The sequence below is a fragment of the Flavobacterium algoritolerans genome (genome assembly GCF_030010385.1).
In the GTDB taxonomy this organism is placed as follows: domain Bacteria; phylum Bacteroidota; class Bacteroidia; order Flavobacteriales; family Flavobacteriaceae; genus Flavobacterium; species Flavobacterium algoritolerans.
The window spans coordinates 418,163-433,868 of record NZ_JASCRZ010000002.1 but is presented as its reverse complement, the minus strand read 5'-3'; the positions used below and the strand labels follow the sequence as shown (position 1 = coordinate 433,868).

The window sequence follows — 15,706 nt, the reverse complement described above, 5'->3', positions numbered from 1 at the left end:
TTATATGCTAAAGAAAAAAGTTTCAATATTTAAACCTGAGGTATGAAATTGCCAATTCATATTTACAACCTCCTTGATTACTTTTTTAAGTTTAGAAAAGTCATTGGGTTTTTTAATGTAGATATTTGCTCCTTCAATAAAAGTATCTTCAATATCTTTTTCTGATGAAGAGGTAGAATATATGGCAATCGAAACATCTCTAAAACGAGTGTTCGATCTAATTTCTTTCAGACAGTCAATTCCTGTTTTTCCTGGCATATTCAAATCGAGAAATAAAACATGAGGCAACTTAATTTCAGGATGCACTAAATAATCCATTAGATCATTACCATCTTTAAATAGAGTCAACTTATTATTCATTTTAAGCTCTTGTATAGCTTCACTAAAAAAAGTGCGATCATCTTCGTCATCGTCAGCTAAAAGAATATGCATTGAATCTTGGTGTGTAATCATAAAATATAAGGTATATTTTTAATTTTTTATTTAATCATTATTAGATAACTCTCTCTTTTTACCTACTATTCTTTTAAACATTGAAGGTGTTAATCCCGTCACTTTTTTAAATTGAGTTGATAAGTAAGCAACACTACTATAGTTTAACTCATGAGAAATTTCGGTTAAGGTGAGTTTCTCTTCAATTATAAGTTTTTTGGCTCTTTCAATCTTTTGAATAATAATAAAATTCTCAATAGATGTAAATGTATATTCCGAAAAAACATTAGTAATATAACCGTATCTAAAGTTCAGCTTATCCGATAAATATTGAGAAATCGTGATGTTTGGAAATTTTTCTTTTTCATAGACAATCTCAATTATAGCATCTTTAATTTTTTGGATTAATTGTCCTTTTGGATTATCAATAATCTGAATGCCATACTTAGTCAAACAAACCTGAAGTTCTGTTAAAACATCCTCAGAAACATTGTCTCCAATTTCAATTTGTCCTAAATCCAACAACTGATATTTAATATCAAATTTTTCTAATTGATCTTGCAATATTGCCTTACAAGCAACATTTCCATCATAATTAAAATTGAGTTTCATATCAATAAACAAGTGTTAAGGTTAAAATTAAATCATAAATGTAAATCAAAAAATATTAATCTGGTAACAAATAATTTATTTTGAATACAAAACATTGTCTTCTTTTAAACGCAATAAATATAAATAACTGATTATTAAGGTTCTTAAATCGTTCATTATTTACTAAAAATTAGAACTAAAATCGGCTATAATAAAAAACTACCCATGAATTGTTTCATTTTTACCGTAATTTGTTATAATATTTTCTTCAAATTCTAACCATTCTCTCCAACGCTTTTCAACGTTAATTCCTACTCCGTATTTTCTTGCATAAGTAATAAAAGTAGTATAATGTCCTGCTTCACTCTCCATCAAATCCCTGTAAAAAACTGACAACTCTTCATCTTGAATGTTTTCCGAAAGTACTTTGAAACGCTCACAACTTCTGGCCTCTATCATTGCTGAAAACAATAACCGTTCCACTAAGCTGGAAACTCTACTTCCATCACTGCTTTTTTTCATGTACAAATACAATTCGTTTACATATTCATCTTTGCGTTCACGCCCCAATTTCAAGCCACGCTTAATAATAATATTGTGAACTTGCTCAAAATGATCGATTTCTTCTTTGGCCAAAGCCAATAAATCCTTCACTAAATCTTGATGTTCTGAATTGTTTGTGATAATGGTAATGGCATTTGTAGCTGCTTTTTGTTCACACCAAGCGTGATCTGTCAAGATTTCCTCAATGTTTTTTTCTACAATATTGACCCATCTTGGATCCGTTGGCAATTTTAATCTTAGTACAGACATTTATACAATTTGTTTAAAGTTTAAAGTTACATTAAAATAAAAAAAGTTTAAAGTTTAAAAAATTGCGATCACTTTCCGTAAACACAAAACCTTAAACCTTAAACTTTAAACTTTTTTGAACTTTTTAGTATACGAAAATAGCTCTTTCGCTCATCATTTCGTTTACTTCATTAGCTACCGCTTCGATAACATCTTCGTTAGTGTGGTCTACCAATACTCTGTCAATTAGAGCAACAATAGTTTCCATATCTTCTTCAACTAGACCACGAGTGGTAATAGCAGCAGTTCCTACACGAATACCTGAAGTTACAAATGGTGATTTATCATCAAATGGAACCATGTTTTTATTTACGGTAATTTCTGCTTTTACCAATGCATTTTCAGCATCTTTTCCAGAAATATTCTTGTTTCTTAAATCAATCAACATCATGTGATTATCTGTTCCGCCAGAAATGATTTCATATCCTCTTTTTACAAAAGCATCCGCCATAGCGTTAGCATTTTTTTGTAATTGTAAAGCATATGTAAAAAATTCATCTTTCAAAGCTTCACCAAAAGCTACTGCTTTTGCAGCAATAATGTGCATTAAAGGACCTCCTTGATTTCCAGGGAAAACAGCCAAGTCTAATAAAGAAGACATCATTCTGATTTCTCCTTTTGGAGTAGTTAAACCAAATGGATTTTCGAAATCTTTACCCATCATAATCAAACCACCACGAGGACCACGTAACGTTTTGTGTGTTGTAGTAGTTACAATATGGCAATGAGGCAAAGGATCATTCATCAATCCTTTTGCAATAAGTCCGGCAGGATGAGAAATATCAGCTAATAAAATAGCGCCAACACTGTCAGCAATTACTCTGAAACGCTCAAAATCCATATCACGAGAATAAGCCGAAGCTCCTGCGATAATTAATTTTGGTTGTTCTCTAGTCGCTATTTCTTGAATTTTATCATAATTTAATCTTCCTGTTTCCTTATCTACACCATAAAAAGAAGGCGTGTATAAACGTCCTGAAAAATTAACCGGTGAACCATGCGTTAAATGTCCTCCATGAGACAAATCAAAACCTAAAATTTTATCTCCTGGTTTGATACATGCGTGGTAAACCGCTGTATTAGCTTGTGAACCGGAGTGTGGCTGTACATTTGCATATTCAGCTCCAAATAATTCTTTGGCTCTGTCAATAGCAATTTGTTCAACAACATCAACTACTTCACAACCGCCGTAGTATCTTTTGCCAGGATATCCTTCAGCATATTTGTTAGTTAAAACAGAACCAGCTGCTTCCATTACTTCGTCACTTACGAAGTTTTCCGATGCAATAAGTTCTAATCCGTGAATTTGTCTTTCTTGTTCTTCTAGAATAAGGTCAAAAATTTGTTCGTCGCGTTGCATTTTTTTGATTTTCGTTAATTTGATGCAAAAATACAAAAAAACGTTTGGTTAATAGTTAGATTATAATATATTTGATGAGTAATTTTTTAACAAAATAATTAACAAAATATGCCAATAACAGCTAACGATACCAATAGAAAATCATGGCTTGAAGTACCTGTCAACAGTGATTTCCCTATTCAAAATATTCCTTTTGGAGTTTTTCTTACCAAAGAAAACATTGTAACCGTAGGAACAAGAATTGGTGATTTTGCAATCGATTTGGGAGCTTTACAACAATTAAATTATTTTGAAGGCATTGAACTGACCGATGACATGTTCATGCAGGATACTTTGAATGATTTTATTTCTGACGGTCAAAAAACATGGCGTTTGGTTCGAAACCGAATTGCTGAACTTTTTGATGTGACAAATTCGAAACTACAAGATAATATTAAAGACAGAGATATTATAATTTTCAAAATGGAAGATGTTGAAATGCAATTACCGGTACTCATTGGTGATTACACTGACTTCTATTCCAGTAAAGAGCACGCAACTAATGTAGGAAAAATGTTCCGTGACCCTGAAAATGCATTGTTACCAAACTGGCTTCATATCCCTGTAGGATATCATGGTAGAAGTTCTACTATCGTTCCATCAGGAATTCCAGTACACAGACCAATGGGACAAACGTTGCCAAATGGCGAAACCACACCCGTTTTTGGACCCTCTCGCTCGGTAGATTTTGAATTGGAAACTGCTTTTATTACTACGGATGTAAATATAATGGGAGAAAACATTGCTGTAACTGAAGCTGAAGATTATATTTTCGGAATGGTTTTATTGAATGACTGGAGTGCCCGCGACATTCAAAAATGGGAATATGTACCATTAGGACCATTCTTGGCAAAAAACTTTGCAACTTCAATTTCGCCTTGGATAGTTACTATGGATGCTTTGGAACCTTTTAGAACCAAAGGACCAAAACAAGAACCTACTCCACTTCCCTATTTGCAACAAAAAGGAAAACATTCATTTGATATCAATTTAGAAGTGGCAATTCAGCCTGAAAATGCAAAACCAACTGTTGTTTCGCACTCTAATTTTAAATATTTATACTGGTCAATGTGCCAACAATTAGCACATCACACCTCAAATGGATGTCGTGTGAATTCTGGTGATATGATGGGATCAGGAACTATTTCCGGCCCTACTGAAGATAGCTTTGGTTCCATGTTAGAATTAACTTGGGGCGGAAAAAATCCAATAAAAATGGGCGACGGAACAGAGCGTAAATTTATCAATGACAATGACACCGTAATCATGAAAGGTTTTTGCCAAAATGGTCAGGTCCGAATTGGTTTTGGTGAAGTTTCCAGCAAATTACTGCCTCCTTTTGTGAGACAATAAAAAATTAGAAATACACTTTTTAAAACCTAACATTTATTCTATTTTTGTTAGGTTTTTTTATGGCATTATTTTTGGATTTTAAAATTCAAAACCCGTAAAACTGCTTAAAAACAGTAGAAACAATTTCGAAAAATCATTTACTTAACTGTAAGCTTATGAAAAAAATTACTCTTTTATTATCCCTGTTTCTCCTTGTTTCCTCATGTGGCGTGAAACAAACCCAAAATTTATTAAGCTCTGGAAATTACGATCAAGCAATTGATAATGCCGTTTCAAATTTGCGAACCAATAAAGATAAAAAAGGCAAACAAGATTATGTTTACTTGCTGGAAGAGGCTTTCGCCAAAGCAAAAGAACGTGATTTGAATGCCATTAATTTATTAGCAAAAGATGCTAATCCTGCTCAATTGGAAAAAATGTACAACACGTATTTACAATTGAATTCCCGTCAGGAAAAAATCAAACCGTTACTTCCTTTGAAACTACTTAAAGAAGGACGAAATGCAATTTTTCCATTTGATAATTATAACGACCAAATCATTGACAGCAAAAATGCCTTATCAGCGTATTTGTATGCTAATGCAAAAAAATTAATGGGAACTTCAGACAAAATGAATTACCGAAAAGCCTATGATGATATGGAATATTTAAACCAAATAACTCCAAATTATAAAAACGTTTTACAACTCATGGATGAAGCTAAATTTAAAGGTTCTGATTATGTTTCGGTTTACACCAAAAACGAAACGAATATGATTATCCCGGTTCGTCTTCAAAATGACTTATTGGACTTTAGCACCTATGGATTGAACGACAAATGGACTGTCTACCACAGCAACAAACAAAAAGGAATTGATTATGATTACGGAATGGTAATTAACTTTAGACATATTTATATTTCGCCTGAGCAAATAAAAGAAAGAGAGTTTGTAAAAGACCGCATTATAAAAGATGGTGTAAAAAAACTGATTGACGCCAACGGAAAAGAAGTTTTGGACGAAAAAGGCAAAGTCGTGATGGTGGATAATATGAGAAATGCAACTGTACGCATTTATGAATTCAGACAGTTTAAATCCTGTCAAATTACTGCCAAAGTAGATTACATCAACTTTAAAAGCAATCAATTTTTACAATCTTTCCCAATAGCCAGTGAGTTTATTTTCGAAAATATTTATGCAACATATAAAGGAGATCGACGCGCTTCTGACGATAATTATTACTCTTATTTTGACAAAAGAGCGGTAGCTTTTCCTAGCAATGAACAAATGGTTTATGATACCGGAGAAGATTTAAAAGCCAAAATAAAAGATGTAATCAGCAGAAACAGGTTTAGAAACTAATATTTTAAATTAATACTATTACATAAAACTCCTTGATAATTAAGCCTATCAAGGGGTTTTTCAATTTAAAAAATCAACAATACATTAAAATTTTGTTACAAAACACAAAATTAGTGTTGTGTTTTAAAAATATGTGTACTTTTGCACCAATGAATAAAACAAGTTTACATATAACTTCTTTGTCACGGACAAACAGACCTACTACTTCTCCCGAAGTACGGATACTATCCCTATAGTACCCAAAAGCTGTTTCGTATCTTTATTCATTTTTCATTTTTTCCGTTTTGAAATTACCGCTATTTTCCATTGGATTAATATATCCAAAAATTAATACTTATTTATCACTATCGTATTGTAGTTCAATTTATTGCACAACAATCGACTGTTTTAGTATTATATTTGAATTTGGCGAAAATGCATTTCAAAAACAAATACACGAATCGTTTTTTAACTCAAAATAATCGCTTGAAATGAAAATTTCTATCATTGTAACTCAGGAAGAACATTATAAGTATTCGCAAGAAATATGCGATACTATTGAATCGTCCGCCTTATTGAGAGGTACTGGGATTGCAAAAAGAACTCCTGAATACATCCAAAAAAAGATGGAAAGTAAAGATGCCGTTATCGCATTAGATAATGGAAAATTTGCTGGTTTTTGCTATATCGAAAGTTGGCAACACGGAAAATTTGTAGCACATTCCGGATTGATTGTACATCCTGATTACAGAAATTTAGGTTTAGCAAAAAAAATCAAATCATTTGTTTTTGACTATTCATTAGAGAAATATCCAGACGCTAAGGTTTTTGGAATCACTACTGGTTTAGCGGTAATGAAAATAAATTCCGATTTGGGGTACAAACCTGTTCCTTTTTCAGAATTGACCAGCGATCCAAGTTTTTGGAAAGGGTGCCAAACGTGCACCAATTATGAAATCCTAAAAAGCAAAGACAATAAAATGTGTTTGTGTACCGGAATGCTTTATGACCCAAAAGAAAAGCCTAAAGATCCGCCTAAACACCCATTTAATGTCAGAGTATTAAACAGATTAAAATCAATTAAAGAAGCCTTGTTCTTAAAAAAATAATATCATGAAAAAAGTTGTATTAGCTTATAGTGGAGGATTAGATACCTCATATTGCCTGAAATATTTAAAAAACGAAAAAGGATATGAAGTTCATACCGTTCTTATAAATACAGGAGGATTTGACGAAGCTGAACTAGCCGCTATTGAAGAAAGAGCCTACGAATTAGGAAGTGCGCAACATGCAAATCTTACCATTGTAGATAAATATTATGATAAAGCCATTAAATATTTGATTTACGGAAATGTATTAAAAAACAATACGTATCCATTATCTGTAAGTGCAGAACGTGTTTTTCAAGCTATCGAAGCGATTAAATATGCAAAATCTGTTGGTGCTGAAGCAATCGCCCACGGAAGTACCGGCGCAGGAAATGACCAAATTCGTTTTGATTTAATTTTTCAAACCATTGCTCCCGAAATTGAAATCATTACACCTATCAGAGATTTAAAGTTATCAAGACAGGAAGAAGTGGATTATTTATCTATAAACGGAGTTCATTATTCTTGGGAAAAAGCACAATATTCCATTAATAAAGGATTGTGGGGAACAAGCGTAGGCGGTAAAGAAACATTGACATCAAATCAAACTTTACCAAGTGAAGCGTACCCTTCTCAATTGCAAAAAACGGGTGAAGAGAAAGTAACACTACAATTTGAAAAAGGACAATTAGTAGGCATCAACGGTACTTTGGACACACCAACAAAAAATATCGTTGCACTTGAAAAATTAGCCAGCGCGTATGCAATTGGTAGAGATATTCATGTTGGTGACACTATAATAGGAATTAAAGGAAGAGTTGGTTTTGAAGCCGCCGCACCTTTAATCATCATCAAAGCGCACCATTTATTAGAGAAACACACGCTGGGTAAATGGCAACAATACTGGAAAGAACAACTGGGGAACTGGTACGGAATGTTGTTTCATGAAGGACAATTCTTAGACCCTGTAATGAGAAACATCGAGGCTTTCCTAGAAGACACTCAAACAACTGTAAATGGAACCGTTATCGTTTCTCTAAAACCATATCACTTTACATTGGACGGAATAGAATCTGAAAATGATTTAATGAATACCGGTTTTGGACAATATGGAGAAATGAACAACGCTTGGACATCTGACGATGCCAAAGGATTTATCAAAATTCTTGGAAATGCCCAAAACATATTTTCATCTGTAAACAAACTGACACATGATTAATATTGGAATAATTGGCGGTTCGGGTTACACTGCGGGGGAACTCATCAGAATATTGATGTTTCATCCCAATGCTACACTTGATTTTGTTTACAGTACGACAAACGCTGGAAAACCACTTTCGGTTGCACATCATGATTTGATGGGCGATATCGAAATGAATTTTACCGATACTGTAAATCCAAATGTGAATGTTGTCTTCTTGTGTTTAGGTCATGGTAAATCAAAATCATTTTTAGAGCAAAATCAATTTGCGAGTCATACCAAAATTATCGATTTAGGAAATGATTTCAGATTGACAAAAGACAAAGAGTTTGACAATAAAACTTTCGTTTACGGCTTGCCTGAATTGAATAAAGCGGTTATCAAAAACGCACAATTTATCGCTAATCCTGGTTGTTTTGCGACAGCGATTCAATTAGCATTATTGCCATTGGCCAAAAACGAAATGCTTACGACTGACGTTCATATCAATGCCACAACGGGAAGTACGGGAGCCGGAGTTACGCCTTCGGAAACGACGCATTTTAGTTGGAGATTGAACAATATGTCGCATTACAAAGCTTTTGAACACCAACATTTGGGCGAAATAAACCAAAGTGTCAACCAATTACAAGCGGATTATACAAACGAATTGATTTTTGTACCTAACAGAGGTGATTTTGCTAGAGGAATTTTCGCAACATTATATACAACAGTCGAAGAAAATCTGGAAGATGTAGTAGCTAAATATGAGGCTTTTTACAAAGACCAGCCTTTCGTAACGGTTACGACAACCGGAATCAACATGAAACAAGTGGTTCAAACGAATAAATGCATCATCAGTTTAATGAAAAAAGGAAACCGGCTATTGATTACTTCAGTAATTGATAATTTAACAAAAGGAGCCTCAGGACAAGCCATACAAAACATGAATTTAATGTTTGGATTGGATGAAACCACAGGATTGTATTTGAAACCAAGCGGGTTTTAGAAAAAATTTGTTTAAAGTTTAAGGTTTAAAGTTAGGAGCGATACAATTATTTACTTCTACAACTTTAAACCTGAAACTTTAAACTTTAAACAAAAAAGAAAATGAACTTATTTGACGTTTACCCATTATACAACATCACTCCTGTAAAAGCACTGGATTGTACTATTACAGATGAAAAAGGAGTGGAATATTTAGATTTATACGGTGGTCATGGAGTAATTTCCATTGGACACACTCAACCGGATTATGTTGCCAAACTAAAAAATCAATTGGATAATATTGGTTTTTATTCCAATGCGATTCAGAATCCATTGCAAGTAGAACTGGCAGAAAAATTAGGGAAACTTTCCGGATTGGAAGACTATACTTTATTCTTGTGCAGTTCTGGAGCTGAAGCCAATGAAAATGCTTTGAAATTAGCCTCTTTTCACAACAATAAATCGCGTGTAATTGCTTTTGATAATTCCTTTCACGGAAGAACTTCGGCGGCAGTTGCGGTTACTGATAACAAAAAAATTGTTGCGCCAATCAATGCACAACAAATCGTTACTTTTTTACCATTGAATAATATCGAGTTGGTAGAAAACGAACTAAAAAAAGGAGATGTTTCTTCTGTTATTATCGAAGGAATTCAAGGAGTTGGCGGTTTAGACCAAGGAACAACTGAATTTTTTCAGGCATTAGAAAAACTATGTGAGGCTTACGATGTCGTTTTGATTTTGGATGAAGTGCAATCAGGATACGGAAGAAGCGGAAAGTTTTTTGCACACCAACACCATAACATCAAAGCAGATATTATTTGTCTGGCGAAAGGAATGGGTAACGGATTTCCTATTGGCGGAATCTTGATTTCTCCAAAATTCACAGCGAGTTATGGATTATTGGGAACTACTTTTGGAGGAAACCATTTGGCTTGTGCTGCTGGAATAGCAGTTTTGGATGTGATTGAAAGCCAAAAATTAATGGATAACGTAAATGACGTTTATGCCTATTTTTTAGAAGCAATCAAACAAGTTCCTGAAGTGATCCAAGTAAAAGGAAGAGGATTAATGCTAGGTGTAGAATTTGATTTTGACGTAAGTACACTTCGTAAAAAAATGATTATTGACAAACATATTTTTACCGGAAATGCAAATAATAAAAACTTATTAAGAATTCTTCCACCATTGACAATCAATAAGGAAGCAATCGATACCTTTATTATAGCTTTAAAAGAAACATTGGCTGAATTGAAATAATATGCTCAGCAAAATCAGACTTTGAGGAGCGTGCAAATTAATTTTACAATAAGTACAAAATGAAAAATAATATTAAATTGTTACTTTCTTTATTAACAATAATAATTGGATGGCTCATGGGTGGTTTTGGTTTTACAACTAAACTAGGACACCCCATTAGTACAATTTGCTTTTATTTAGGTCTTGCATTGATTCTCACAGGAATAATATTTTTTATTAAAATCGTAAAAGAAAAATGAACACTTTATTACCAATAGAAAAACGAAATTCAGTTTTAAGCCGTATGGCCGAACTTCTTGAACAAGAAAGAGCCAATCTTAAGACTATAAATCAACAAGATTTAAATAATTATTCTGGGGATGATTTGGCCATGGAAAAACGTTTATTGGTTGATGATGCCAAAATTGACGGCATGATTTTATCCATGCAACAATTAGCAAGTCAAGAAGATCCTATTGGCGTGGAGCGTTTTAATTTCGACCATGAAAACGGAATGAAAATCATCAATAAAACAGCGGCTTTTGGAACTATAATGATTATTTATGAATCCAGACCTGATGTTACTGTTGAAGCTGGTGGAATCGCTTTTAAATCCGGAAATAAAATTCTATTGAAAGGCGGAAAAGAATCTTTACTATCCAACTTAAAAATTGTGGAATTGTGGCACCAAGCCTTAACAGCAAACAATGTTGCTACAGAATGGGTGGAATACTTGAATTACAATCGGGAAGAAACACAGGCATTTTTAGAAAAACCAACACAAAAAGTGGACTTAATCGTTCCTCGTGGTGGTGAGAAATTGATTGCTTTTGTAAAAAAACACGCCACTTGCCCAGTGATTATAAGTGGCCGTGGAAATAATTTTGTATATATAAATAAGGAAGCCGATTTAAAAAAAGCGCTTGACATTATTATTAACGGAAAAACCTCAAACATATCAGTTTGCAATGCTTTAGATAAAGTTTTAATTGATACTAATATTGAAAATTGGGAAGCTTTTGCTACCAGTATAGTTCAGGAATTACAACAAAGAAATGTAACCATTTTAGGAGATGAAAGTATTTCCAGAGTTACAAACATTCCTCAGATCGAATCGGATTTAATTTGGTACGAAGAGTTTTTAGATTACAAAATTGTTATTGGAATAACAAATTCGGATCAAGAAGCGATTGACAAAATAAATAAATATTGTGGTGGACATTCAGCTACGATAATCACAAAGAATGATGCAATTGCTCAGGAATTCATGGAAAACGTGGATACGGCAGCCGTTTATCAAAACGCCTCTACCCGATTCACTGATGGAGGACAATTTGGTTTAGGAGGAGAATTGGCGATAAGCACAGACAAATTACACCAACGTGGGCCAATTGGGCTGCAACATTTAGTTACTAATAAGTGGTATATTTACGGAAATGGACAAATCAGGTAAAGGATTTTTGATTGAAGATTAACGATTTTTGATTGAAGATTAACGATTTTTGATTGAAGATTGAAAAAAGAAGAATTCAGAATATTAACACAACACTTTGCGAACTTAGCGTTTAACACTGTTACGTTTGAAAATTAACTTTGCGCACTTTGCGGTTAAAAAAATGGCAAAAAAAAGAATTTTATTAAAGTTAGGCAGCAATACGTTAACCAAAGAAACCAATCACATTTCGAGAGGAAAGATTGAAGATATTGGGATGCAAATAGCCGCTTTACAAGACGATTATGAGTTCATCATTGTAAGTTCAGGTGCGATTGCCGCAGCCAAACAATTTGTAAAACTGGAAAATCAAGACAAAGATGTTTTTGTGAAACAAGCATTGGCTTCTATTGGTCAGCCCCATTTAATGAGGATTTATCATGAAAACTTCAGCGATTTAGGATTACTGATTTCGCAGTGTTTACTTTCGTATTCTGATTTCGAAAAAGAACAATCCAAAGTAAATATCGTGAACACCATCAATGTGTTGGTCAAAAATAATTACATTCCGATTATCAATGAAAATGATACGGTGGCTACGGATGAGATTCGGTTTGGCGATAATGATAAATTAGCCGCTTTAACGGCCGTTCTATTAAATGTTGACATTCTGATTATCGCCACCAATACGAACGGGATTTACACCAAAGCATCCATTAATGATGCTGTTCCCGAAACCATTTCTTTGGTAACCGATTTGAAAGTATTAGAAAAAGAGATTGGCGATTCTAAATCCTCGCACGGAACCGGCGGAATGCAATCTAAAATAGAAGCTTCGGCAATTGCCAAAGACGCCACTATCGAAACCTGGATTGTCAATGGATTGGAAGACAATTTTATTTTGAAAGCTTTAAAAAACGAAATACCTTTTACTAAAATTCTATAAAATGTTGATACGGTTAATCGTTAATTCGGTTAATCAATTAAACAAATAACCGATTAAACAAATAAGACAATGAACTACATCTCCATACAAAACATAGATTCGCTCGATAAATGGGTGAAACAAGCATTAAAAATCAAGAAAAAACCTCTTAAAAACAAAAAACTAGGTAAAAACAAAACCTTAGGAATGTTGTTTTTTAATTCCAGTTTAAGAACGCGTTTAAGTACACAAAAAGCCGCTTTGAATTTGGGAATGAACGTCATGGTAATGAATTTTACCAGTGAAGGTTGGACATTAGAATTTGAAGATGGAGCCATCATGAACTCTGGTGCTTCGGAACACATTAAAGAAGCTGCTGCGGTAGTTTCTCAATATTGCGATATTGTTGCTATCAGAGCTTTTGCCGGATTGACAGACAAAGAAAAAGACAATGCCGAAATCGTACTTTCCGGTTTCCTAAAATATGCCACTGTACCTGTTGTCAATATGGAAAGCGCTACGGGGCATCCGTTACAATCGCTCGCAGATGCGATAACTATGGCGGAATACAAAACAGAACACAAGCCAAAAGTAGTTTTGACTTGGGCGCCACACCCTAAAGCGTTACCTCAAGCAGTTGCCAATTCTTTCGTGCAAATGATGCAGTTACAAGATGCAGACTTTGTAATTACACACCCCAAAGGCTACGAATTGAATCCTGAAATCACGAAAGATTCCAAGATTGAATACGACCAAGACAAAGCTTTTGAAAATGCCGATTTTATCTATGCCAAAAACTGGAGCAATTATAACGAGTATGGTCAGATTACAAATTCTGACCCAAATTGGACTGTAACTGCCGATAAAATGAAACTGACCAACAATGCTAAATTCATGCACTGTTTGCCGGTAAGACGTAATGTAATTGTTACTGATGAAGTGATCGACAGCGAAAATTCTATTGTTATCGAACAAGCCAACAATAGAACGTATGCTGCACAATTAGTGTTGCAAAAAATATTGGAAAATGGAAAATAAAAAACCGGTAACGCTAATAAAAATTGGTGGAAACATAATTGACAATCCAACGGAATTATCACAATTTTTATCTGATTTTTCGAAGATTGGAGGGTATAAAGTGCTCGTTCATGGTGGTGGAAAATCAGCTACCAAAATGGCCGAAAGCATAGGTTTAGCACCTCAAATGATTGATGGAAGACGCATCACCGATGCCGCTATGCTTGATGTAGTTGTGATGATTTATGCAGGTCAAATCAACAAAAATATTGTGGCTCAATTGCAAGCAAATTCAACCAATGCAATGGGTTTTTCTGGGGCTGATGGGAATTTAATTCAATCGGACAAAAGAAACCACCCAACCATCAATTATGGTTTTGTAGGCGATGTAAAAAAAGTGAACACACAATTATTGGAAACGTTGCTTTCTAATGGTATTGTTCCTGTATTTTGTGCCATAACACACGATGCAAAAGGACAATTATTAAACACGAATGCGGATACTATTGCGAGTGAATTGGCGATTGCTTTATCGGAAGTTTTTGATGTCACTTTGAATTATTGCTTTGAAAAACCGGGCGTTTTATATGATGCCGAAGACGATTCTTCCGTAATTGAGAACATAAATCAAGAATTATATTCCAGATTAAAAGCCGAAAAAGCAATACATTCAGGCATGATTCCTAAATTAGACAACTGTTTCAACAGTTTGTCCAAAGGAGTTCAAAAAATAAAAATTGGTCATCACAAGATGTTACAAGATAAAACGGCATTGTACACTACAATTACACTATGAAGAGTATAGAAATCCTTACACAAGAAGCCATTGCGCTATTAAAAGCACTGATTGAAACGCCTTCATTTTCAAGTGAAGAAGACCAAACAGCACTTTTAATCGAAAATTGGTTTACACAAAATAATATCCCTTTCGAAAGAGAGAATAATAATATTTGGGCTTTCAATAAGAATTTTGATAAGTCCAAACCTACGCTTTTACTGAATTCTCACCACGATACCGTAAAGCCGAACCAAGGTTATACCAATGATCCATTTGAAGCCATCGTCAAAAACGGTAAATTATTTGGACTGGGAAGTAATGATGCGGGAGGTTGTCTGGTTTCGCTTTTAGCCACTTTTGTACATTTTTATTCGAATGAAAATCTGCCATACAATATAGTGATGGTCGCTTCAGCCGAAGAAGAAAGCAGCGGGAAAAATGGATTAAACAGCGTTTTAAAACATTTACCGGAACTGGAATGTGCGATTGTGGGAGAACCAACTTTAATGCAATTGGCCGTAGCCGAAAAAGGTTTGTTGGTGCTTGATGTTATTGTAAAAGGTACCGCCAGTCACGCCGCCCATAACAATCCTGACAATCCAATTTACAATGCGATTCCCATTATGGAATGGTTTAACAGCTATCAATTCGAAAAAATATCGGAGGTTTTAGGTCCTGTAAAAATGACGGTAACGCAAGTAACAGCCGGAAAACAACACAACGTAGTTCCTGCGGAATGTCATTTGGTTGTCGATATCCGAGTGAATGATTGTTACAGCAATCAAGAAATTTTAGATACCGTGAGAAAGCATTTAACTGCCGAAGTCAATCCGCGTTCGATGCATTTAAACGCATCTTCAATTCCTGTTGCACACGGATTAGTACAAGCCGGAATTGCTCTGGGAAGAACCACGTATGGCTCGCCTACCCTTTCGGATCAATCGGTTTTGAGTTGTCAATCCTTGAAATTAGGACCAGGAGAAACCCTGCGGTCACACTCGGCAGACGAATTTATATTTATAAACGAAATAGAAGAAGGAATTCAATTGTATATCAAAATACTTTCAGACTTCTTTATTCAGACTTCTTAGATTTTTAGACTCCTTAGAAGTCT

The 15,706-nt window shown here is 34.3% G+C and carries 15 protein-coding genes; 11 read left to right on the top strand and 4 right to left on the bottom strand.

The genetic code is table 11. The features are described 5' to 3' along the window. The 4 genes from QLS65_RS07510 to glyA all read right to left on the bottom strand — a co-directional run bounded on the left by QLS65_RS07510 (position 1) and on the right by glyA (position 3,235). On the bottom strand, positions 1-453 hold the full coding sequence (locus tag QLS65_RS07510) for a response regulator (protein ID WP_282712628.1): 453 nt from the start codon (positions 451-453) through the stop codon (positions 1-3). A 30-nt stretch (positions 454-483) separates the two neighbouring features. Next, entirely contained in the window at positions 484-1,044 is a 561-nt protein-coding gene (locus QLS65_RS07505; RefSeq protein WP_282712627.1) for a helix-turn-helix domain-containing protein, read from the bottom strand. Between the two features lie 198 nt (positions 1,045-1,242). Continuing rightward, a complete protein-coding gene (locus tag QLS65_RS07500; RefSeq protein ID WP_282712626.1) occupies positions 1,243-1,836 on the bottom strand; it encodes a MiaE family protein in 594 nt (197 codons plus the stop codon). A 124-nt stretch (positions 1,837-1,960) separates the two neighbouring features. Beyond that, the gene (gene glyA, locus QLS65_RS07495; protein WP_282712625.1) at positions 1,961-3,235 is read right to left on the bottom strand and encodes a serine hydroxymethyltransferase; all 1,275 of its coding nucleotides are present in this window, start codon (positions 3,233-3,235) and stop codon (positions 1,961-1,963) included. A gap of 108 nt (positions 3,236-3,343) precedes the next feature. Between glyA and fahA the strand changes: the two genes are divergently transcribed. The 11 genes from fahA to QLS65_RS07440 all read left to right on the top strand — a co-directional run bounded on the left by fahA (position 3,344) and on the right by QLS65_RS07440 (position 15,683). Next, positions 3,344-4,627 (top strand): fumarylacetoacetase, encoded by a 1,284-nt coding sequence (gene fahA, locus QLS65_RS07490; RefSeq protein WP_282712624.1) that lies wholly within the window; start codon positions 3,344-3,346, stop codon positions 4,625-4,627. Between the two features lie 155 nt (positions 4,628-4,782). Then, complete coding sequence (locus QLS65_RS07485; protein ID WP_282716353.1) at positions 4,783-5,967, top strand: hypothetical protein; 1,185 nt, start codon at positions 4,783-4,785, stop codon at positions 5,965-5,967. A gap of 470 nt (positions 5,968-6,437) precedes the next feature. After that, complete coding sequence (locus QLS65_RS07480; RefSeq protein WP_099715142.1) at positions 6,438-7,055, top strand: GNAT family N-acetyltransferase; 618 nt, start codon at positions 6,438-6,440, stop codon at positions 7,053-7,055. A gap of 4 nt (positions 7,056-7,059) precedes the next feature. Continuing rightward, on the top strand, positions 7,060-8,253 hold the full coding sequence (locus QLS65_RS07475; protein ID WP_282716351.1) for an argininosuccinate synthase: 1,194 nt from the start codon (positions 7,060-7,062) through the stop codon (positions 8,251-8,253). Then, positions 8,246-9,223 carry an N-acetyl-gamma-glutamyl-phosphate reductase gene (gene argC, locus QLS65_RS07470; RefSeq protein WP_282716349.1) on the top strand — a complete coding sequence of 326 codons (978 nt, stop codon included), beginning with the start codon at positions 8,246-8,248 and terminating at the stop codon, positions 9,221-9,223. The genes QLS65_RS07475 and argC overlap by 8 nt, the downstream gene beginning before the upstream one ends. A gap of 101 nt (positions 9,224-9,324) precedes the next feature. Beyond that, entirely contained in the window at positions 9,325-10,461 is a 1,137-nt protein-coding gene (locus QLS65_RS07465; protein WP_282716347.1) for an aspartate aminotransferase family protein, read from the top strand. A gap of 235 nt (positions 10,462-10,696) precedes the next feature. After that, positions 10,697-11,893 (top strand): glutamate-5-semialdehyde dehydrogenase, encoded by a 1,197-nt coding sequence (locus QLS65_RS07460; protein ID WP_282716345.1) that lies wholly within the window; start codon positions 10,697-10,699, stop codon positions 11,891-11,893. 163 nt (positions 11,894-12,056) lie between these two features. Continuing rightward, positions 12,057-12,818 carry a glutamate 5-kinase gene (gene proB / locus QLS65_RS07455; RefSeq protein ID WP_099715138.1) on the top strand — a complete coding sequence of 254 codons (762 nt, stop codon included), beginning with the start codon at positions 12,057-12,059 and terminating at the stop codon, positions 12,816-12,818. Positions 12,819-12,887: 69 nt separating this feature from the next. Then, entirely contained in the window at positions 12,888-13,835 is a 948-nt protein-coding gene (locus QLS65_RS07450) for an N-acetylornithine carbamoyltransferase (protein ID WP_282716341.1), read from the top strand. Then, on the top strand, positions 13,825-14,610 hold the full coding sequence (gene argB / locus QLS65_RS07445) for an acetylglutamate kinase (RefSeq protein ID WP_282716339.1): 786 nt from the start codon (positions 13,825-13,827) through the stop codon (positions 14,608-14,610). The genes QLS65_RS07450 and argB overlap by 11 nt, the downstream gene beginning before the upstream one ends. Then, entirely contained in the window at positions 14,607-15,683 is a 1,077-nt protein-coding gene (locus QLS65_RS07440) for a M20 family metallo-hydrolase (protein ID WP_282716332.1), read from the top strand. The genes argB and QLS65_RS07440 overlap by 4 nt, the downstream gene beginning before the upstream one ends. The last annotated feature ends 23 nt before the right edge of the window (positions 15,684-15,706 follow it).